At 70.4% G+C, this 20,578-nt stretch carries 17 protein-coding genes and 1 pseudogene; 7 read left to right on the top strand and 11 right to left on the bottom strand.

The window, feature by feature from the left end; translation table 11 throughout:
* Nucleotides 1-94 precede the first annotated feature (94 nt).
* Nucleotides 95-928, top strand: a complete 834-nt coding sequence (locus tag ACLIN4_RS10870) for a DedA family protein (protein WP_307652886.1) — start codon at nt 95-97, stop codon at nt 926-928.
* On the opposite strand, the gene ACLIN4_RS10875 is transcribed toward ACLIN4_RS10870, so the two are convergent.
* From ACLIN4_RS10875 to ACLIN4_RS10885, 3 genes are all read right to left on the bottom strand, one after another.
* Complete coding sequence (locus ACLIN4_RS10875) at nt 846-1,658, bottom strand: HAD family hydrolase (RefSeq protein WP_289903489.1); 813 nt, start codon at nt 1,656-1,658, stop codon at nt 846-848. The two genes, ACLIN4_RS10870 and ACLIN4_RS10875, sit on opposite strands and share 83 nt — an antisense overlap.
* Nucleotides 1,658-4,288: a phosphoribosyltransferase gene (locus tag ACLIN4_RS10880; RefSeq protein ID WP_411576750.1), complete on the bottom strand. Its 2,631-nt coding sequence runs from the start codon at nt 4,286-4,288 to the stop codon at nt 1,658-1,660. Before ACLIN4_RS10880 ends, ACLIN4_RS10875 begins: the two co-directional genes overlap by 1 nt.
* Nucleotides 4,289-4,369: 81 nt before the next feature.
* On the bottom strand, nt 4,370-5,539 hold the full coding sequence (locus ACLIN4_RS10885; protein ID WP_307652885.1) for an HpcH/HpaI aldolase/citrate lyase family protein: 1,170 nt from the start codon (nt 5,537-5,539) through the stop codon (nt 4,370-4,372).
* Nucleotides 5,540-5,747: 208 nt separating this feature from the next.
* Between ACLIN4_RS10885 and ACLIN4_RS10890 the strand changes: the two genes are divergently transcribed.
* A complete protein-coding gene (locus ACLIN4_RS10890; RefSeq protein WP_107476444.1) occupies nt 5,748-6,707 on the top strand; it encodes a TerD family protein in 960 nt (319 codons plus the stop codon).
* A gap of 53 nt (nt 6,708-6,760) precedes the next feature.
* Here the strand turns inward: ACLIN4_RS10890 and ACLIN4_RS10895 are convergent, their stop codons facing one another.
* The 6 genes from ACLIN4_RS10895 to ACLIN4_RS10920 all read right to left on the bottom strand — a co-directional run bounded on the left by ACLIN4_RS10895 (nt 6,761) and on the right by ACLIN4_RS10920 (nt 11,280).
* Nucleotides 6,761-7,498, bottom strand: coding sequence for a TerD family protein (locus tag ACLIN4_RS10895; protein WP_100045913.1), 738 nt, complete (start codon nt 7,496-7,498; stop codon nt 6,761-6,763).
* A 168-nt stretch (nt 7,499-7,666) separates the two neighbouring features.
* Nucleotides 7,667-8,809 carry a DUF475 domain-containing protein gene (locus tag ACLIN4_RS10900; protein ID WP_031020227.1) on the bottom strand — a complete coding sequence of 381 codons (1,143 nt, stop codon included), beginning with the start codon at nt 8,807-8,809 and terminating at the stop codon, nt 7,667-7,669.
* 49 nt (nt 8,810-8,858) lie between these two features.
* Nucleotides 8,859-9,434 (bottom strand): TerD family protein, encoded by a 576-nt coding sequence (locus ACLIN4_RS10905; RefSeq protein WP_100045912.1) that lies wholly within the window; start codon nt 9,432-9,434, stop codon nt 8,859-8,861.
* Nucleotides 9,435-9,543: 109 nt separating this feature from the next.
* Entirely contained in the window at nt 9,544-10,119 is a 576-nt protein-coding gene (locus tag ACLIN4_RS10910; protein ID WP_043373440.1) for a calcium homeostasis/redox stress adaptation protein, read from the bottom strand.
* A gap of 141 nt (nt 10,120-10,260) precedes the next feature.
* Nucleotides 10,261-10,719, bottom strand: coding sequence for a peroxiredoxin (locus ACLIN4_RS10915; RefSeq protein ID WP_107476445.1), 459 nt, complete (start codon nt 10,717-10,719; stop codon nt 10,261-10,263).
* A gap of 123 nt (nt 10,720-10,842) precedes the next feature.
* Nucleotides 10,843-11,280 carry a DUF3052 domain-containing protein gene (locus ACLIN4_RS10920; protein WP_043373435.1) on the bottom strand — a complete coding sequence of 146 codons (438 nt, stop codon included), beginning with the start codon at nt 11,278-11,280 and terminating at the stop codon, nt 10,843-10,845.
* A gap of 412 nt (nt 11,281-11,692) precedes the next feature.
* On the opposite strand from ACLIN4_RS10920, the gene aceE reads away from it, so the two are divergent.
* Together aceE and ACLIN4_RS10930 are read left to right on the top strand one after the other, a co-directional pair.
* Nucleotides 11,693-14,449, top strand: a complete 2,757-nt coding sequence (aceE, locus tag ACLIN4_RS10925; protein WP_290013517.1) for a pyruvate dehydrogenase (acetyl-transferring), homodimeric type — start codon at nt 11,693-11,695, stop codon at nt 14,447-14,449.
* An 81-nt stretch (nt 14,450-14,530) separates the two neighbouring features.
* A pseudogene (locus ACLIN4_RS10930) lies at nt 14,531-15,339 on the top strand (potassium channel family protein).
* A 33-nt stretch (nt 15,340-15,372) separates the two neighbouring features.
* Here ACLIN4_RS10930 and ACLIN4_RS10935 read toward each other — a convergent pair.
* Nucleotides 15,373-15,681 carry a small hydrophobic protein gene (locus ACLIN4_RS10935; RefSeq protein ID WP_107476447.1) on the bottom strand — a complete coding sequence of 103 codons (309 nt, stop codon included), beginning with the start codon at nt 15,679-15,681 and terminating at the stop codon, nt 15,373-15,375.
* Nucleotides 15,682-15,914: 233 nt separating this feature from the next.
* Nucleotides 15,915-17,522, bottom strand: coding sequence for an MFS transporter (locus tag ACLIN4_RS10940; protein WP_289903466.1), 1,608 nt, complete (start codon nt 17,520-17,522; stop codon nt 15,915-15,917).
* A gap of 138 nt (nt 17,523-17,660) precedes the next feature.
* Here ACLIN4_RS10940 and ACLIN4_RS10945 point away from each other — a divergent pair, with 138 nt between their 5' ends.
* The 3 genes from ACLIN4_RS10945 to ACLIN4_RS10955 all read left to right on the top strand — a co-directional run bounded on the left by ACLIN4_RS10945 (nt 17,661) and on the right by ACLIN4_RS10955 (nt 20,576).
* Nucleotides 17,661-18,353: a TetR family transcriptional regulator gene (locus ACLIN4_RS10945; RefSeq protein WP_411575722.1), complete on the top strand. Its 693-nt coding sequence runs from the start codon at nt 17,661-17,663 to the stop codon at nt 18,351-18,353.
* A gap of 72 nt (nt 18,354-18,425) precedes the next feature.
* On the top strand, nt 18,426-19,634 hold the full coding sequence (locus ACLIN4_RS10950; protein WP_289903461.1) for an alpha/beta hydrolase: 1,209 nt from the start codon (nt 18,426-18,428) through the stop codon (nt 19,632-19,634).
* A 75-nt stretch (nt 19,635-19,709) separates the two neighbouring features.
* Nucleotides 19,710-20,576, top strand: a complete 867-nt coding sequence (locus tag ACLIN4_RS10955; RefSeq protein ID WP_107476450.1) for a DUF4429 domain-containing protein — start codon at nt 19,710-19,712, stop codon at nt 20,574-20,576.
* The last annotated feature ends 2 nt before the right edge of the window (nt 20,577-20,578 follow it).

Raw genomic sequence — 20,578 nt, forward strand, 5'->3', positions numbered from 1 at the left:
GCGGAAAACCGCAATTCCCGCCTGCGGTACACCGCAGTCGATCTTGCGGTCTTCCTCAGGGTCCCTTCAGCTGCGATTTTCTAGCGTGGTCGGCATGACAGCCATCGCAGCGCAGACGGCCGCGGACAGCGGTGCGGCACCGCAGTGGATCAACGACCTCATGGACGCGCTCGGCGCCCCGGGCGCCGGCCTGGCCATCGCTCTGGAGAACCTCTTCCCTCCCCTGCCGAGCGAAGTGATCCTGCCGCTCGCGGGGTTCGCGGCGAGTTCCGGCCGGATGAACCTGATCGCCGTCCTGCTGTGGACGACGGCGGGTTCGGTCATCGGTGCGCTCGCTCTGTACGGGATCGGCGCACTGCTCGGCAGGGACCGCACGGTGGCGATAGCGGGCAAGCTGCCGCTGGTGAAGGTGTCCGACATAGAGAAGACGGAGGCGTGGTTCCAGAAGCACGGGACCAAGGCAGTCTTCTTCGGCCGGATGATCCCCATCTTCCGGAGCCTGATCTCCGTGCCGGCAGGCGTGGAGAGGATGCGGTTGCCCGTCTTCCTCGCCCTGACCACGCTGGGCAGCGCGATCTGGAACACGGTGTTCGTGCTCGCGGGTTACGCGCTCGGCGACAACTGGTCCGAGGTCTCGAGCATCGCCTCCACGTACTCGAAGGTGATCCTCGCACTCGCCGCCCTGGCGCTGCTGGTCTTCATCGTCATGCGTCTGCTGCGGCCGGGAGCCGGACAGCGCAGGCGGGGCCACGGACGCGGCGGCAACGGACAGGACATACGGCCGCCGGCCGATGACGACGACCGCCCCGGCACCGGGGGCGGTGCCGGGGGCCGTGACGGCGGCGTCAGCGAGCCGGTCTCGCCGCGTGCAGGAACTCCCGGAGGATCCGCTCACCGGCCAGCACACCGCGCTCGGGCAAGGCGCTGATCGCCGGAGCCGTCCAGTCCGAGTCGGCCAGCTCACCGTGACCGGGGCGCCATCCCCGGTCGGCGGCGAGCAGCAGGTCCGCGTCGAGGAGGGAGTCACCGGCGGCGAGGGTGAGGTCGGCGCCGGTTCGGCGGGCGACCTCGCGCACGGCGGCGCTCTTGGTGAGCGGCTTGGGGACGGCGTAGAGCTTGCGGCCCTGGAGGGAGACGGTCCAGCCACGGTTCTCGGCCCACACCGCGAGTTCTTTCACCCAGTCCTCGGGCAGCAGTTCGCGCTCGACCACGAGGTAGGCGAAGAGATCCTCGGCGACCCGGTGCTTGCGCACCCACAGAGGGTCCGCGGTGTTCATCAGGTGGTCGCGGATCTCGGGCAACGAGGCGCACTCGTCGGCCAGCCGTGCGGTCACCCGCGCGTGCCAGTCGGGATCGGAGACGCCGTCCACCAGCAGGTGGCCGCCGTTCGCGCAGATCGCGTACTTCGCGGGCGGGCCGGGGAGGTTGATGCGCTGGTACTGCTCGCGGGTGCGGGTGGTCGTCGGTACGAAGACCGCCGTGTCGCCGAGGTCGGTCAGCAGCCCGGCGGCCGCCTCGGTCATGTAGGAGAGGGGCCTGCTCTCGTAGACCTCCACGCACAGCAACCGGGGTGCCCGCGAGTCGGGCATCGTCAGCCCGAGCGCGGCGGCGGAGTAGATGAGCGTGCGGTCGAGGTCGCTCGCGACGAGCACCGGCATCAGAGCGCCACCGCCTTGCCGTCGGCGCCGGTCGCACCCCGCGTGTACTTGGGGTGGATCAGCCCGACGCAGGTGTAGGGGAGGTCGGCGACCTCCTCGACGGGTACGCCCCGCTGTTCGGCCAGCAGGCGTACGTGATCCAGGTCGGCGCCCGCGCCGGCCCTGGCCAGCACCTTCCACGGGACGCGGCGCAGCATCACGCGGGTGGTCTCGCCGACACCGGGCTTGACGAGGTTGACGTCGTCGATGCCGTACTCCTCACTGATGCGCTCGACGGCGGCCCAGCCCTCCCAGGTGGGGGTGCGGTCGGCGGACAGGAGGTCCTTGGCCTGGGCGTCGACCGTGTCGGCGACGTCCGGGAAGCGGGCGGTGACGGCGTCGAGGAAGGCCGTCGACAGGTCGGCGCCGGCGAGTTCGCGGTAGAACTTCGCGCCGTGGAAGTCGTGCTGGCCGACCAGGTCGGCGCGGAGCACGGTGCGGGATATCAGGCCGGAGGCGGTCGAGTTGAGGCAGGCGGAGGGGATGAGGAAGTCGTCGCGGGTGCCGTAGGTGCGCACGCAGGAGCCGGGATCGGCGAGAACGGCGATCTCCGGGTCGAAGCCGGTGATGCCGTCGGTGGTCTCGAAGTCGCGCAGGGCGGCGGCGAGTTCGCGGGTGATGGCGCCCTTGCCGGTCCAGCCGTCGACGAATACGACGTCGGCGGGGTCGTGACGGTCGGCCAGCCAGCGCAGCGCGTTGGCGTCGATGCCGCGGCCCCGGACGATCGACACCGCGTAGTGAGGGAGGTCGAGACCATGACGGAACTGCGCCCAGCGGCGCATCAGGATGCCGACGGGTGTGCCCGCGCGGGCGAGGGACACGAGGACGGGGCGGGGGGACCGCTCGGTGAGCACGATCTCGGTGACGGCGCCGACGGCTCGGGCCAGCCGGGCGGCGGACGTCTCCAGCGCCGCGTGGAACAGCTCCTGGTACTGCTCGCTGGGCTGGTACTCCACGGGCAGCGACTCCGCGTAGTGGGCGCCACCGCTCTGGATGGCCTCCTCCCGTTCCTCGGTCGGAGCTTCCAGCGTCACGGCCGAGAGGTCCTGGAGCAGCCAGCCCACCTCGTCGGGGGCGTACGAGGAGAAGTCGGGGCCGCGCAGGGGCTCGGGCAGCATGAGGGGCCTTTCAGGGGCGTGCGGGGCTTGCGGGACGTACGACGGGACGACCGCGAGCAGGACGTGCGGGGTGTGGTCGGCGAGCCGGGCCAGCAGTCCGTCGGACGCGTGCAGTGCGGGGGTGTCGGCGGCCGAGTCGACGACGGCGACGACGGCGTCGAAGCCGGCGCCCGCGACGTTGTACGCGTAGCGCTCGCCGGGGCCGTCGGCGGGATCGTCGTGCGCGGGGAAGACCAGGCGGGTGCGTATCGCGTAGCCGGGGTCGTCGACCGCGAGGACGGGAGAGCGGGTCGTGGTGGAGTAGCGCACCTCGGCGTCGACCGTCTGCTCCAGGGTGTGGGCCAGGCGCAGCGGGGTGTACATCAGCTCCTCGAAGCCGAGTACGAGGACGCGCCGGGCTTCCGCGGGCAGCGCCCCGGCGATCCGCCGGGCCATGCCGGGCAGGGCCGCCTCCAGCCGGTGCCGATGGTCCGCGGTGAACCCGTGTCGTCCGCCGTCCGGCACTCCGGCGGGCCAGTGCAGGTCGACGCGCGCGACGGAGCCGGGGGTGGACGAGGTGGACGGCTCGAGCCCGACGGCACCCCGCGCGGGCCCTCCCCCGCGGCCCGGGACGGGCGGGGTGGCTCCGGTACCGCCGATGGCTCCGGTACCGCCGGTGGCTCCGGCGGCGACGTCGCGGGAGGTTTCCGCGGGCCCGGGCACCTCGCCGCTCCCCCTGCCACGGGTCGGCTCGGCGGCGAGCGCCTCGTACCGGGCGACCAGTTCCTGTCCCTTCTCCAGGACACCGTCCGGCAGCCGGACCGTGCCGGAGGCGGCCGTCACCAGATCCACGCGGGCGCCGATCTCCCGGGCGAAGTCCTCCAGGCGACCGGCGTCGGCGGGCGAGCGCATGTCGACGAGGGCCACGACGACGTACCGCTTGCGGGGATAGCGCTCGTGCAGGGCGCGGACGGTGTTGAGCACCGTGTTGCCGGTGGAGAACTCGTCGTCGACGAGGACCAGCGGCCCGTCGCCGGCCAGCAGCGCCGGGTCCTCGGGCAGCAGCAGGTGGGAGGTCGCGTGCGAGTGGGACTCCTCGAAGCCGCCCGCGCGGGCGACCCCGGCGACCGGGCGGCGGGTGGAGTGCAGGTACGGGGCGGGGCCGAGGCCGTCGGCGACCGAGTGGCCGAGACCGGTGGCGGTCTCCGCGTAGCCGAGGACGACGGCGCGGGCGGCCGTCTCGGCACCGAGCAGGTCGCGGACGCGGCGGCCGAGGGCGACGCCGTGGCCGTGGACGACGGAGGGCGACTGCGGGACGTGCTTGCCGAGCACGTTCGAGACGAGCAGGTGCGCCCGCTTGGGGTTGCGGCGCAGGGCGAGTCCCAGCAGGCCGGGCAGTGTGTCGTCGCCGGCGAGTTCGACGCCGAGCCGCTCGGCGACCCAGCTGCCGGACCAGACTCCGGCACGCTCGTCGGCGCGCGCCCTCTCGGTCATGTACTCGTGCCTCCCGTTGTCCACCGGTGTGTGGGCCCTTGCGTCGGTCATGGATTCCTTGAGTTCGGTCCGGCGGGGTGTTCAGTCGTCGGACAGACCGGCGGCGAGCAGTTCCACGAAGCCGATGTCCTCGTTGGCCACCCCGAAGACCTCGGCGCGCAGCAGCGTCCGCTCGGCCCAGGCGCGGTGGGGCTTCACCTCGTTCATCTTGTTCGTGTAGGCCGACCTCAGTACACCCCCACCGCCTCGTTCCGGCCGCAGGATGTCCTGGGCGTCGGTGAACTCCTCGTGGCTGACCACGGACAGCGCGTGCACGGGGAGGACGTGCGAGGGGTGGATGCAGGTCTTGCCCAGCAGCCCGTTGGCCCGGTCCAGGGAGATCTCGCGCAGCAGGCCGTCCATGGCGTGCTCGATGAGTTTCGAGCGCAGTTCCACGGCCTCCACTTCGAGGAAGGGGCTCTGCCGAAGTTGAGGCTTGAACATCCTCTCCTGGACGCGGAAGTACTCCCACACCGGTCCGGTCACCGTGAATCCGGTGCCGTCGGCCCGGGCGAGCATGTTCACCACGTCGGCGATCACGGAGGCGACGATCTGGACGTCGTACGCCGTCATGTCGGGGCCCCTGCGCAGCCCGTAGGAGGAGCAGAAGTCGGTCACGCCCAGGCGCAGGGCGAGCACGCGGTCGCGGTACTTGTCGACCGCGCGGAAGATGCCCTCCAGCGTCTGCACCCGGGACTCGCGGTACAGCAGGTCGGGCGACTCCAGCACGGGCATGGCGAAGAGCCTCTGCCCGGTGGCGGACTCGGCGGCGGAGAGTGCCTCCAGGAAGGGCATTCCACGGGTCTCGGTGAACTTCGGCAGTACGAATCCGGACAGCATGCGGACCGCGGGGCCGAGGCGCCGTACGAGGTCGGGTATCTGCTCGGGGGTGCGGACCCGGACGAAGAGCAGGGGTACGTCGGTGTCGGAACGTTTCGCCAGGTCGTTCAGCTGGCGGACGAGGTTCTCCTCACCGACCGGCACGTCGGCGTCGTCGATCGAGTCCTCCAGGCACAGCACCATGGACACCACACCGCGAGCGGCCTGCTTGAGGATGTCGTCGGCGAGCCTGGGCCGGGTGGCCGGACTGTAGAGGGTCGCGCCCAGGGCCGTGGACAGCAGCCGGGACGGGGAGTCCGCCGTGAAGGTGCAGGGCTCCTGGTAGAAGAGGCGCTTGCGCACTTCAGGGGCGATCTGTCCGAAATGACGCATGAATACTCCCCCGTGCTCTCTGGGCGACCTCTGAACTGTCCAAGGTGGCCGGTAATAGTACGTACGTGACCATGTCGACGGTTCCCACCGGGCATGAATTCCAGGTAACCCGGCCGTGTCGACGGCGGCGACCCGGGGTGTGGGAGACACGCTCCGAGTACCCGCCCCCGCGTTGTCGTGACCAGGACCGAGAGGGCAGGATGACGGCATGACGCACGCGATGCTGAAGGGGTCGAACGTCCCGCTCCAAGCCACCACGGTACGCGCCGTGCTGCGCTGGACTCCCGGGCAGGGGGTCCCCGACGTCGATGCCTCCGCGTTGCTGCTGGGGCCCGACGACCGCGTGCGTTCCGACGAGGACTTCGTCTTCTACAACCAGCCCCGGCATCCCTCGGGCCAGGTCTGGCGGCTCGGCAAGAAGCGGGTCGCCGAGGGCCTGACCGACACTATCCAGACGGACCTGACCGGGGTCGAGGCCTCGGTGGGCCGGATCCTGCTGGTCGCTTCGGCGGACGGCGTCTCCTTCGACCGCGTCACCTCCCTGCGCATCCTGCTGTACGACGCCACGGCCGCCGACGCGGAGCCGTTGGCGTATTTCGACGTCAAGCCGGAGACGGGCCAGGAGACGGCGCTGATCTGCGGCGAGCTGTACCGGCGCGGGGAGGGCTGGAAGTTCCGGGCGCTGGGTGAGGGTTATTCGAACGGGCTCAAGGGTCTGGCAACCGACTTCGGCATCTCGGTGGACGAGTCGGAAGGGGCGGACGGCCCCATGTCGGCGCCCCGGCCCGAGACGCCCCCGCACACGCCCGTCCAGTCGTCGCCGCCCGCTGCCGCCCCGCCTCCCCCGTCCACCGCCCCGACGATCGGTCCCGAGGAGCCGACGACGGTCCAGCGCGTCCCGGAGGTCTCCCGCCCACTGCCCCCGGAACAGCCCGCGGGAGTCCCGGCGCAGCCCGCGTACGGCTACCCGCAGCAGCCGCCCGCGGCTCAGCCGGCCTACGGGTATCCGCAACCGGCCGGCCGGCCCGCATACGGGTATCCGCAGGCTCCCGCCGCGGCGGGGGCCACGGGGGCGCAGTCCGGCTACGGTTATCCGCCACCGGTCTCCGGGGTGCCCGACCCGGACTTCCGGCTGCCGCCCCAGGGGCCGCAGTTCATCGGGCGGTAGGCACCGCACCGGCGCGTTCATCGCCCGGTGCCCGTGCGGCTACGGCCGGAGTCCTACCGCTCCGCCTTGCTCTTGTGCCCACGGCCCCATTGCAGGCCCCACCCGTAGAGCCGGTCCAGCTCTCCCTGGAAGCCGTACACGAACTTCACCTCGCGGCGCACGAGGATCTCGTCCTTGACGTTCTCGATCATCACGACGGCACAGGACCGGGCTTGGGGATGACGCTCGTCGAGGCCTATCTCGATGCGGGGCCCGTTGCTCGGGTAGAGCGTCACGATGGCGTGCGTGCGGTCGAAGGCCGGGGTCTGGTCGTAGATGTAGGCGAACAGCAGCAGACGCTTGATGGCGTCCTTGTGGTCCAGGTTGACGTATATCGTCTCGCCGGATGCCGAGCCGAACCGGTCGTCGCCGCTGAGCTTGACGTACGGCGGGCCGTTGACGTCGCCCAGGAAGCCGCCGAGCGGCTGGACGACCCCGCGGGTGCCGTCCTGGAGTTCGTAGAGGCAGCCGAGGTCGAGGTCGACGTTGACCATGCTCTGGCTGTGGCCCACGACCTCGGGCGGCTTGAGCGCTTTGAACGGGTGGCGCAGCAGGCTCTCGCGCTGGGTGCCCATGATGTCCGAGGTCCGCATCCGCCAGGAGAGGTTGATGCGGAGGTTGCCGGTCGCCGCGCCCTGTTTGGTCAGGGAGACCTGGCTGTGCCGTTTGGTCAGCTGGATGGAGTTGGTCGCCGCGCTGCCCGAGTCGAACTCCGACTCGCGACCGCGCCACAGACCGTCCAAGAAGCCCATTCCCGCCCCCCACGTTCACTCGACGACCGGCCAGGGACCGCCGACGGGGCGGCCCCGAGGAGTCGTCCTCGTCGGCCGCCCCGCACAGAGCGTTCCCTCACCCGGGCCGTGTTCACACCAGAGGTGCGGGCGCACCGGGGGCGAACCCGGCCCGGGTACAGAAGGGTTTCACACCCCGGAGGAGACTTCCGCCTTCTCCTTGCCGCCTTCTCCCCCGGCCGCGGCGAGCCGCTTGTTGCGCCGGACCGAGGACCAGAAGGAGGCACCGATCAGGACCACACCGATCATGCCGGTGATGAACTCGTTGATCTCGTACTGGATCGTCACCAGGAGGACGATCGCGAGGGCGCCGATGGCGTAGTGGGCGCCGTGCTCCAGGTAGACGTAGTCGTCGAGGGTGCCCTCGCGGACGAGGTAGACCGTGAGCGAACGGACGTACATGGCGCCGATGCCCAGGCCGAGGGCCATCAGGACGATGTCGTTGGTGATGGCGAAGGCGCCGATGACGCCGTCGAAGGAGAACGACGCGTCCAGGACCTCGAGGTAGAGGAACATGAAGAACGCGGCCTTGCCGGCCAGCTTGACGGCCGACTTGGGCTTGCCCGCCCGCTCGGCGGCCTCCTCGGCCTCGTGCTCGCGCTCCTCCTCTTCCTCGAGCTTGTCCTCGAAGAAGCCGGAGAGGCCGCCGACGACCAGGTAGGTGATCAGACCGGCGATGCCGGAGAGCAGGACCGTCTCCGCCTTGTCGGCGTGGGTGCCGCCGTGCTGGTGGGCGTGGGCGCCGAAGGTGATCGCGGAGATCAGCAGCACGATCAGGGCGATGCAGACCGACAGCATGTCGACCTTGCCCAGCTTGGCCAGCGGGCGCTCCAGCCAGCCCAGCCACTTGATGTCCCGGTCCTCGAAGATGAAGTCCAGGAAGATCATCAGGAGGAACATGCCACCGAAGGCGGCGATCGACGGGTGGGCGTCGGTCACCAGCTCCTGGTAGCGGTCCTTGTCGGTGAGGGCGAGGTCGACGGCCTCGATCGGCCCGAGGGACGCGCTGACGGCGACGATGACGACCGGGAAGACCAGGCGCATGCCGAAGACGGCGATCAGGATGCCGATGGTGAGGAAGATCTTCTGCCAGAAGGCATTCATCTTCTTCAGGATCCCGGCGTTGACCACCGCGTTGTCGAAGGACAGCGAGATCTCCAGAATGGACAGGATCGCCACCACTCCGAAGGCGGCCCACCCCCCGTAGAAGATCGCGGCCACCAGGCCGAGCGCGGTGACCGCGAACGACCACCCGAAGGTTTTCAGAACCACTGGCTACCCAATCGTGTGTGTACGGGGCTCCCCCGCGCCGTACGCGGCTTTACGAAACGTTGACTCCGAAGTCTAGAGCGATGCCGCGCAGCCCCGACGCGTACCCCTGCCCGACCGCACGGAACTTCCACTCCCCCTGGTAGCGGTAGAGCTCTCCGAAGATCATCGCGGTCTCCGTGGAGGCGTCCTCGCTGAGGTCGTAGCGGGCGAGTTCCTGGCCGTCGGCCTGGTTGACGACCCGGATGAAGGCATTGCTGACCTGCCCGAAGGTCTGGCCGCGCTCGTCGGCCATGTGGATGGAGACCGGGAAGACGATCTTGTCGCAGCGGTCGGGCACTGCGGAGAGGTCGACCAGCACCGACTCGTCGTCACCGTCCCCCTCGCCGGTGAGGTTGTCGCCGGTGTGCTCGATCGAGCCGTCCGGGCTCTTGAGCTGGTTGTAGAAGACGAACCATTCGTCGCCGAGCACCCGGCCGCCGCCGCACGCCAGGGCGCTGGCGTCGAGGTCGAAGGGTGCTCCGGTGGTGGAACGCGCGTCCCAGCCGAGTCCGACCAGTACCTGCGTGAGGTTCGGTGCGGCCTTGGACAGGGAGACGTTGCCTCCCTTGGCAAGCGTGACGCCCATGGTGATCCCTCCCCGGGTGATGGTTCTCGGGTTTCCTGCACGTCCGGCGCCGCACGTAAACCGTGTGGCGCCGGACGGTCGAGGCTCACGCCCCGGCGGTGCAGGTCGCTCAGACGTTGACGCCGAAGTCCTGGGCGATGCCGCGCAGGCCGGAGGCGTAGCCCTGGCCGATGGCGCGGAACTTCCACTCGGCGCCGTGCCGGTACAGCTCGCCGAAGACCATGGCGGTCTCCGTGGAGGCGTCCTCGCTCAGGTCGTAGCGGGCGATCTCGGCGCCGCCGGCCTGGTTGACGACGCGGATGAACGCGTTGCGGACCTGGCCGAAGGACTGCTGGCGGTTCTCGGCGTCGTAGATCGAGACCGGGAAGACGATTTTCTCGATGTCGGCGGGGACGTTGGCCAGGTCGATCTTGATCTGCTCGTCGTCGCCCTCGCCCTCACCGGTGAGGTTGTCGCCGGTGTGCTCGACCGAGCCGTCCGGGCTCTTCAGGTTGTTGAAGAAGATGAAGTGCGCGTCGCTGGCGACCTTGCCGCCGCTGTTCAGCAGCAGGGCGCTGGCGTCGAGGTCGAAGTCGGTACCGGTCGTGGTGCGGATGTCCCACCCCAGACCGACGATGACCGCGGTGAGGCCGGGGGCCTCCTTGGTCAGCGATACGTTGCCGCCCTTGCTGAGGCTGACTCCCACGAGTCCTCCATTGGTGTCCAGGGGCGGGGAGCCCCGTAGTGCGTGGATATCGGATCAACGATTCGATCCTAGTGACGGGTTCCCGCCCCCCGCAGGCCCTGCGGCCGACAAATCGCAAGGTGTCGGTTCACACCGTGCCGGTCACAGGGTGTCGAGCGCCTTCACGTACTCGCCCAGGTCGCGGGCGTCCGGCAGGCCGTTGACGACGGTCCAGCGGACGACGCCCTCGCGGTCGATGATGAAGGTGCCGCGGACGGCGCAGCCCTTGTCCTCGTCGAAGACGCCGTACGCGCGCGAGACGTTGCCGTGCGGCCAGAAGTCGGACAGCAGGGGGTACTCCAGGCCCTCCTGCTCGGCGAAGACGCGCAGGGTGTGGATGGAGTCGTTGGAGACGGCGAGCACCTGGGTGTCGCGGTCGGAGAACTGCGGCAGGTTGTCGCGCACCTCGCACAGCTCGCCGGTGCACACGCCGGTGAAGGCGAACGGGTAGAAGAGCAGCACCACGTTCTGCCGGCCGCGGAAGTCGGACAGCCGGACGGTCGCGCCGTGGTTGTCCTTGAGCTCGAAGTCGGGGGCCTTGTCGCCGACCTGGATCGCCATGTCCTGTTCGTCCCTTCGAAGGGTGGTTCGCTGGAAACACCCTACGCAGGAATCATCGCGGACCCGCGGACGGGCCGACGGCGGCCGGCCCGTCCGGGGCCCGGTGATGCGGAGCCCGGTCGGCTACCGCTTGGACTTGGCCGCCTTGGGCGTCGCCAGCCGGCTGCCGCTCCAGTCCTTTCCGACGCTGACGCTCTTGGACGCCGTCAGTCCGGCCGTCGTCGAAGCCTCCGAGATGTCGCTGGCCTCGACGTACCCCGGACGGCCGGTCTTCGGCGTCAGAAGGAGGATCGACCCGCCCTCTTCGATGTACGTGGTGGCATCCACCAGCGCATCCGTCAGGTCGCCGTCGTCGTCACGGAACCACAGCACGACGGCGTCGGCCACGTCCTCGTAGTCCTCGTCCACCAGCTCGCCCTCGACGGCGCTCTCAATGGCCTCGCGGAGCTCCTGGTCGACGTCGTCGTCGTAGCCGATCTCCTGGACCACCTGCCCGGGCTGGAAACCCAGCCTGGCGGCAGGGTTAGTCCGCTCCTCCGCGTGGTCCGCGGTCGCGCTCACGGGTTGCCTCCTGATCATGTTTCGGTAGATGTCTTCAGCCACGCGCGTGCGCGAAGCTTGGCCGTAGTCCACACGGGCGGGACGGATCGCGCAAGTACCCGGCGACTGGGACCGCCGAAACGGTGACGATCCCGGCTGTGTCGCCGCAACTCCAGCCATGCCGTCCAGACCGAAGGTGACGTACACCACACCTATCTGCCCCGTTTGCGTAATTGGGAACCATGTGTGGGTACGAGACTCGAATGAACGTGCCCCCGGCTCCCATGGGGGAACCGGTTACCCCACGGTACAGATGACGTTTGCCCCCTCGAGGTACACGATGGGGTTCCGGCGGGGAATCGGCGCAGACACAGGCAGCATCCGGCATCAGGCAGCATCCGGCAAAGTGGCCCTCCGACAGCGAAGGAACAGCGTGGCTTCCGCATCCGATCGCAGTGATCGCAATCCGATCATCATTGGCGGCCTCCCGAGTCAGGTCCCTGACTTCGACCCCGAGGAGACGCAGGAGTGGCTCGACTCCCTCGACGCCGCCGTCGACGAGCGCGGCCGGGAGCGGGCCCGCTACCTGATGCTGCGGCTGATCGAGCGGGCCCGCGAGAAGCGCGTGGCCGTGCCCGAGATGCGCAGCACGGACTACGTCAACACCATCCCGACCAAGAGCGAGCCGTTCTTCCCCGGCAACGAGGAGATCGAGCGCAAGATCCTCAACGCCACCCGGTGGAACGCCGCCGTGATGGTCTCGCGCGCCCAGCGGCCCGGCATCGGCGTCGGCGGCCACATCGCGACCTTCGCCTCCTCGGCGTCCCTGTACGACGTGGGCTTCAACCACTTCTTCCGGGGCAAGGACGAGGGCGACGGCGGTGACCAGGTCTTCTTCCAGGGGCACGCCTCGCCGGGCATCTACGCCCGCGCCTACCTGCTGGACCGGCTGACCGAGCAGCACCTGGACGGCTTCCGGCAGGAGAAGTCCAAGGCGCCGTACATGCTGTCGTCGTACCCGCACCCGCGGTCGATGCCGGACTTCTGGGAGTTCCCGACGGTGTCGATGGGCCTCGGCCCGATCGGCGCGATCTACCAGGCGCGGATGAACCGCTACATGCAGGCGCGCGGCATCGCGGACACCTCGAAGTCGCACGTGTGGGCGTTCCTCGGCGACGGCGAGATGGACGAGCCCGAGTCGCTGGGCCAGCTGTCCATCGCCGCCCGTGAGGGCCTGGACAACCTGACCTTCGTGGTCAACTGCAACCTCCAGCGCCTCGACGGCCCGGTGCGCGGCAACGGGAAGATCATCCAGGAGCTGGAGTCGGTCTTCCGGGGCGCCGGCTGGAACGTCATCAAGCTGGTGTGGGACCGCACCTGGGACCCGCTGCTCGCCCAGGACCGCGACGGCGTGCTGGTCAACCGCATGAACACCACCCCGGACGGCCAGTTCCAGACGTACGCCACCGAGTCCGGCGCCTACATCCGCGAGCACTTCTTCGGCGACGACCACCGGCTGCGCGCGATGGTCGAGAACATGACCGACGACCAGATCCTTCACCTGGGGCGCGGCGGTCACGACCACCGGAAGATCTACGCGGCGTACAAGGCGGCACTGGAGCACAAGGGCCAGCCGACCGTCATCCTCGCCAAGACGATCAAGGGCTGGACGCTCGGGCCGAACTTCGAGGGCCGCAACGCCACGCACCAGATGAAGAAGCTGACGGTCGACGACCTCAAGCGCTTCCGCGACCGGCTGCACCTGCCGATCTCCGACAAGGAGCTGGAGTCCGGTCCGCCGCCGTACTACCACCCGGGCCGGGACACGGAGGAGATGCAGTACATGCACGACCGCCGGCTGGGTCTCGGCGGCTACGTGCCGACCCGGGTCGTGCGCTCCAAGCCGCTCCCGATGCCGGAGGAGCGGACGTACGCGACCGTGAAGAAGGGGTCGGGTCAGCAGTCCATCGCGACGACCATGGCGTTCGTGCGGCTGCTCAAGGACCTCCTGCGGGACAAGGAAATCGGCAAGCGGTTCGTGCTGATCGCGCCGGACGAGTACCGGACGTTCGGCATGGACTCGTTCTTCCCGAGCGCGAAGATCTACAACCCGCTCGGGCAGCAGTACGAGTCCGTGGACCGGGACCTGCTGCTCGCCTACAAGGAGGCGCCGAACGGGCAGATGCTGCACGACGGCATCTCGGAGGCCGGCTGCACCGCCTCGCTGATCGCGGCCGGTTCGGCGTACGCCACGCACGGCGAGCCGCTCATCCCGGTCTACGTCTTCTACTCGATGTTCGGTTTCCAGCGCACCGGTGACCAGTTCTGGCAGATGGGCGACCAGCTGGCGCGCGGTTTCGTGCTGGGCGCGACCGCGGGGCGTACGACGCTGACCGGTGAGGGCCTGCAGCACGCGGACGGCCACTCGCAGCTGCTGGCCTCGACCAACCCGGCGTGCGTGGCGTACGACCCGGCCTTCGGCTTCGAGATCGCGCACATCGTCAAGGACGGCCTGCGCCGGATGTACGGCGCGGACGAGCAGCACCCGCACGGCGAGGACGTCTTCTACTACCTCACCGTCTACAACGAGCCGATCCAGCACCCGGCAGAGCCGGAGAACGTGGACGTCGAGGGCATCCTCAAGGGCATCTACCTCTTCAGCGAGGCGACGGACGGTTCGATCCCGGCGCAGATCATGGCGTCCGGGGTCGCGGTGCCGTGGGCGGTCGAGGCGCAGCGGATCCTCGCCGAGGAGTGGAACGTGCGCGCCCACGTCTGGTCGGCGACCTCCTGGAACGAGCTGCGGCGTGACGCGGTGGCGTGCGAGGAGCACAACCTGCTGCATCCCGAGGAGGAGCAGCAGGTGCCCTACGTGACGCGGAAACTGGCCGGCTCGCAGGGGCCGTTCGTGGCCGTGTCGGACTGGATGCGGTCGGTGCCGGACCAGATCGCGCGCTGGGTGCCGGGGACGTACCAGTCGCTGGGCGCGGACGGCTGGGGCTTCGCGGACACGCGCGGGGCCGCCCGGCGCTTCTTCCACATCGACGCGGAGTCGATCGTGGTCGGGGTGCTGAGCGAGCTGGCGCGGGAGGGGAAGGTCGACCGGTCGGTCCTGAAGCAGGCGATCGACCGGTACCGGCTGCTCGACGTGGCGGCGGCCGACCCGGGGGTCGCGGGCGGCGACGCGTAGGCACGTACACGGCGGCGGTCGGGGCGGTGGGGTTTCGGCTCCGCCGCCCCGGCCGTTCCACGGCCTCCTTACGATGCGGCCATGACGCGTACGGAGCAGGACGTCACGGACGAGGGTGTCGAGGGGCGGACGGCACAGGAGCGGTGGGAGCGGCGCACCCAGCGGCCGCTGCTGGCGCTGGCCGTGCTCTTCGCCGTGGCGTACGCGGTGCCCATCGTGAACAGCTCCGCGAGCGGCCCCCTGACCCGCGCGTGCGCGGTGGCGGAGTGGCTGGTGTGGGGAGCGTTCGCCGTGGACTATCTGATGCGGCTGAAGCTCACCGGGGACCGCAAGCGGTTCGTCCGCACGCACTGGCTGGACCTGTGCGCGGTGCTGCTGCCGCTGCTCCAGCCGCTGCGGCTGCTGCGCCTGGTCTCGACCCTGCTGCTCGTCGGGCGGCGCGCGCGGATGGCGACGCAGATCCGGCTGACGACGTACGTCGCCGGGGCTGTGGTGGGGCTGCTGATGTTCGGTTCGCTCGCGGTGCTGTCCGTGGAGCGGGACGCACCCGGCGGGAACATCCGCACGCTGGGGGACGCGGTCTGGTGGTCGTTCACGACGATGACGACCGTGGGGTACGGGGACCACGCGCCGACGACCGGGGTGGGGCGGTTGCTGGCCGTCGGGCTGATGCTGTCGCGCGGTTCGAGAAGGACGACGTGGAGGAGCGGCGGCAGACCGAGGCGATCGTGGCACTGGCGGAGGAGGTCCGGGCCTTGCGGGTGGAGGTCGCGGAGCTGAGGGGGACGGCGGCGTCCGCCCCTGTCCCCGCTCCCGTTCCCGCGTCCGCGCCCGGCTCTGCCCCTGCGCCTGCGCCTGCCCGAACCTCCGCCTCCGCCACTGCGGAGTAGCGGAGGCGCGGGAACTCCCCTAGGGGACGGAGGTCAGAGGATGCCGTGGCCCGAGGGCGCCGCTCCGATGAGCCACAGGACGGCCAGGACCGTGTCGATGACGCCCAGGACCAGGGCGACCACGGCCGGGACCGGGCGGGAACCCACCCGGGTGCGGCCCATGGCCAGCCGGCCGCAGACGATCGCGGCGGGGCCGAGGACGATCCCCAGCACGAAGAAGCCGGCGATCGCGCAGACGAGTCCGACGACGGCGAGGGTCGCGCGATCCGGCCCGGTCCGTGACCACGTCCGGCCACGTGAGCGGGGGTGCCTGCGCGATCCGGTGCCGAAGGTCGCCATCATCAACTCCCTGAACTCATCGTGGAGTTCGGGTACCCCCGCACGGCAGCTCATGCCTGCCGCGAACGTGCTGCCTGCGCGCTGCCCCCCTCCAGCAGCGCGCCGCAGCATCTCGCCCCCCGTGCCCTGCGGAGGACTTGACCCACTGTGACCTGCGAGGTCCGTCGGAGGGGAGGGTTCCCCGGCCCTGTCACCCGGATAGGCGAACAGGGCCGGAGAACGGAACGGAAACTTCCTCAGATGTGGCCCACGCCCGCACCGGCCTCGGCGTTCTCACCGCGCTTGGTGAGGAAGGCGACCAGTACGGCCACGGCCGCGACACCGGCGGCGACGAGCGACGCCAGGCTCATGCCGGAGACGAAGGTGTCGTGCGCGACGTCGGTGATCTTCGCGGCGATCTGCTCCGGGGTCCCCTCGGGCACCGGCGCGATCCCCTGCTGCACGGCCTGGGCCGTCAGCTCCTCCTGGGCCGGCGTGAGCGCGGGCAGACCCGCGTCCGTCCAGTTCCCGGCGAGGTCGCTGTCGACCTTGGAGGCCATCACGGCGCCCAGGACCGCCGTACCGAGGCTGCCGCCGATCTGCATCGCCGCCTGCTGGAGGCCGCCCGCGACGCCCGACAGCTCCATCGGGGCGTTGCCCACGATGACCTCGGTGGCGCCCACCATGACCGGTGCGAGACCGAGACCGAGCAGCGCGAACCAGACGGACATCGCCACGCTGCCGGTGTCCGTCTCGAGCGTGGACATGCCGTACATGGCGATCGCGGTGCACACCATGCCTCCCGCGAGCGGCACGCGCGGGCCGAACTTGGTGATCATCGCACCGGCCAGCGGCGAGGCGACGATCATCATGGCCGTGAGCGGCAGCAGGTGCAGGCCGGCGTCGACCGGGCTCATGCCGTGCACGTTCTGGAGGTAGAACGTCACGAAGAACAGGCCGCCCATGAAGGCGATGGCCATCAGGACCATCAGGACGACACCCGCCGACAGCGGCACCGAACGGAACATCGCCAGCGGGATCAGCGGCTCCTTCACCTTGGTCTCCCAGAAGGAGAAGACGGCGAAGCCCACCACCGACACGGCGATGAACAGCCAGGTCTGCCCGGAGCCCCAGCCCCACTCGGGCGCCTTGATGAGCGCCCACACCAGGCAGAACATCGAGGCGGACAGCAGGGCGATGCCGACGACGTCGAAGGAGCGCGGGGCGTTCTCGGCCCGGTGGTCCAGCAGGATCAGTACGCCGAGCACCACGGCGAGGATGCCGACCGGCACGTTGATGAAGAACACCGACTGCCAGTTGACGTGCTCGACCAGCACGCCGCCCAGGATCGGGCCGCCCGCGGTGGAGGCGCCGATGACCATGCCCCAGATGCCGATGGCCATGTTGAGCTTCTCGGCCGGGAAGGTGGCCCGCAGCAGGCCGAGCGCGGCCGGCATCAGCAGGGCGCCGAAGAGGCCCTGGAAGACGCGGAAGACGATGACCGCGGCGATGCTGTCGGAGAGCCCGATCGCACCGGAGGAGGCGGCGAAGCCCGCCACGCCGATGAGGAAGGTCTGCCGGTGGCCGAAGCGGTCACCGAGCTTGCCCGCGGTGATCAGGGAGACCGCGAGGGCGAGGAAGTAGGCGTTGGTGATCCACTGCAGTTCGGACCAACTGGCGCCCAGGTCCTTGCCGATGGCCGGGTTGGCGATGGCCACGATGGTGCCGTCGAGGGCCACCATCATGACCCCGACCGCGACGGTGACGAGGGTGACCCATGGGTGGCCGCGCAGCCCTGTGGCCGGCGCCGGGCCCGACGGTCCGTCCCCCGGCCCCGCCTTGTCGATGGTGGTCTGACTAGTCATACCGGCGAGGCTAATGACAGCCGCTGACAGTTGACAAACGGTTTCACCGGTCGGTAACTGACACGTCATCTGCGGCTAGCCTGAACTGCGGAAACGACCGCACGGCGACACGCCGGAGCGAGCCCGAGGAGCGACCTTTTGAAGACGGCGGAGACGGCACCCGCGCAGGGCCTGCGCGAGCGGAAGAAGCAGCGCACCCGGGACACCCTGCTGCGCTCCGCCCTCGTGCTGTTCACCGAGCGGGGCTACGAGGCGACGACCGTGGACGACATCGCGGAGGCGGCCGAGGTCTCGCAGCGCACCTTCTTCCGCTACTTCGCCAGCAAGGAGGAGGCGGCCTTCTTCGTGTCCCGGCTCGCGGAGTCGCACTTCGTCGACGCCGTACGCCGTCGGCCGCCCGAGGAGGCGCCGCTGGACGCGATGCGGCAGGCCCTCGTGGAGTGCTGGGACACGATCGGGGAGGCCGTCGAGCAGCTCGTCCCGCTCGAGCTGCACATGCGGTTCTACCGGGTGATCGAGTCGACGCCGGCCCTGCTCGCCGCACACCTGCGGCGCGCGACGGAGCTGGAGGAGGAGATCGCCCGCATCGTCGCCCACCGCGAGAACGTCGACGTCGACGCCGACCCCCGGCCGCGCGTGGTCGTGGCCGCCTTCGGAGCGGTCATGCGGGTCACCGAACGGATCTGGTCCACCCGGGACGACGCCGGGCTCGCGTCGCTGCGCGAACTGACCGCCGCCTACCTCGATCAGGTGGTGCCCGCGCTCACCGGCGACTGGCGCGACACCCCCGGCTGCGGCTCCGGCTCCGGCTCGACGGACCCAGCCCCGTAACGGAAGACCGAAACGTGATCCGTGTCACTGGATTCACGCGAGACCGTCTCGTTCTCCTAGTGTGTCCTCCCAGTGACTTCCTTCGACACCTCCCCGCAGCTCAACGTCTGGCGCGCACTGCTCGCCCTGGCCGTGGTGTTCGTGATGCTGGCGACCACCGGCTGGACCGCCCTGCGCAACCAGCGGGGGCCCACGGCGCTCGAAGCGTCGGTCACGGCCTGGGAGCACGGCCGGATCGACGGCCGCCGGCTGCCCGACGCGCAGGCGGCCCCGGCCCGGCTGGCCCGCTTCTTCGCCTCGCTCTCGGACTGGCAGCGGCGCAGCCTGGCCCGCCGCTACCCCCTCGCCGTCGGCAACATGAACGGCGCCCCCGTCGAAGTGCGCTACCTCGCCAACCGCGCGGCGCTGCGCAAGGCGCGCGCGGTGGAGCGACTACGGATGCACGACGAGCGCCTGTCGCCCTCCGGGCAGCGCGAGGCGGGGCGGCGCGCCCAACGCTACGACTCACTGCTGGCCCCGGACCGCCACATCCTCGCCTTCGATCCGGCGGGCTCGGGCAAGGTCGCCGAGGTGTTCGGGAACCTGAACCGCGCCGACCGGGTGTCCGTCGTCGTGCCCGGCGTGGACACCGAGCTGCTCACCTTCCAGCGCACCGTCCGCAAGTACTCGGCGCCCGCCGGCATGGGCGAGTCCCTGTACGCGGCCGAGCACAGGGCGAGCCCGGGCACGCGTACGGCCGTGATCGCCTGGGCCGACTACACCTCCCCCAGCGGCCTCGGCATGGAGGCGGCCACGGCGACCCGCGCCGAACAGGGGGCCGTCCGGCTGAACGCCCTGCTGCGGGCGCTCCCCGGCCGGGCCCCGGTCTCCCTCTTCTGCCACAGCTACGGATCGGTGGTCTGCGGCCTCGCCGCCCGCGGCCTGCCCGGCCGGGTGACCGACATAGCGGTGGCCGGCAGCCCCGGCATGCGGGTCGAGAAGGCCGCCCACCTGGGCACCTCCGCCCGCGTGTGGGCGATGCGGGACGCCGACGACTGGATCCAGGAGGTGCCGTACCTGGAGGTCGGCGGCCTCGGGCACGGCGCCGACCCGGTGTCCGCGGGGTTCGGGGCGCGCGTGCTGTCCGCGCGGGGCGCCCAGGGACACAGCGGCTACTTCGTGCCCGGCACGGAGAGCCTGCGGAACTTCGCGGAAATCGGCGTTGGCGCGTACCGCACGGTCGCCTGCGCCGGCGAGAACGGCACATGCCGGGTGGGTTTGTCCGAAGCGGCGGCCGCCTGACGCGCGTAGAGGTGCAGAAACTCCGGTTTGCACGGGGAGGGGACGGAAGAGCTCGTGCCGCATACGATGAGCCGCATGGGTGACGTACTGGCCGGATTTCATGCCGCCTGGGAGTTCGAGTCCGACTCCGTGCTCATCCGCTACGAACGGGGGATTCGAACACCCAAGCTGTTCCAGGCCCTGGGGGAACGCCGCGTGCCCCTGGAGGCGATCGCCGGCGTGACGCTCACGCCGGGCAGACGCGGCACCGTGGTGCTGCGCGTCGAGCCCCGCCCGGGTGCCGACCCGCTGATGGAGGCGGCGGCCGGGCAGCTCAAGGAGAGCGGCGACCCGTACCGCCTGGTGCTGCCCGCCGAGCGGGAGACGCTCGCGGAGTACTACGCCGACGAGCTGCGGGGGCTGCTGAGCGAGTCCGGCAAGACCGAGCGGTACCTGGTGGCCGCGCCCGAGGCGCCGCTGAACTTCAAGGCGTACGACGGGAAGGCGTCCTTCGACGGCACCTCGGTGTCCTTCCGGTGGTCCTGGACGGGCGCGTCGTCGGCGAAGTGGAAGGCCGGCGACCAGAGCTTCCCGGTCGCCGACCTCGGCGGGGTGGAGTGGCGCTCCCCCGAGCTGTTCGAGGGGTACCTGCGGCTGCTGCCGCGGGACGCGTCCGCCTCGCTCGCACCGGCTGTCGTGCAGGCCGACCAGGATCCCGCGGCGGTCGTGTTCGGGCTCGGGTACGGGCCGGTGCACGAGTCGCTGCCGTTCGCCGCCGCGGTGCTGGCGGCGGTGCGGGAGCAGGGCGCGGGCGCCCCGGTGCCGGTTCCGGTGCCGGCCGCCCGGCGTGATCCGGCGGACATCGCCGAGCGGATACGGCACTTGGGGGAGCTGCATCAGGCGGGGCTGGTGACGGACGAGGAGTTCTCCTCGAAGAAGGCGGAGTTGTTGGCGGAACTGTGACG

Source organism: Streptomyces mutabilis, assembly GCF_046628145.1.
GTDB classification, from domain to species: Bacteria; Actinomycetota; Actinomycetes; order Streptomycetales; family Streptomycetaceae; genus Streptomyces; species Streptomyces mutabilis.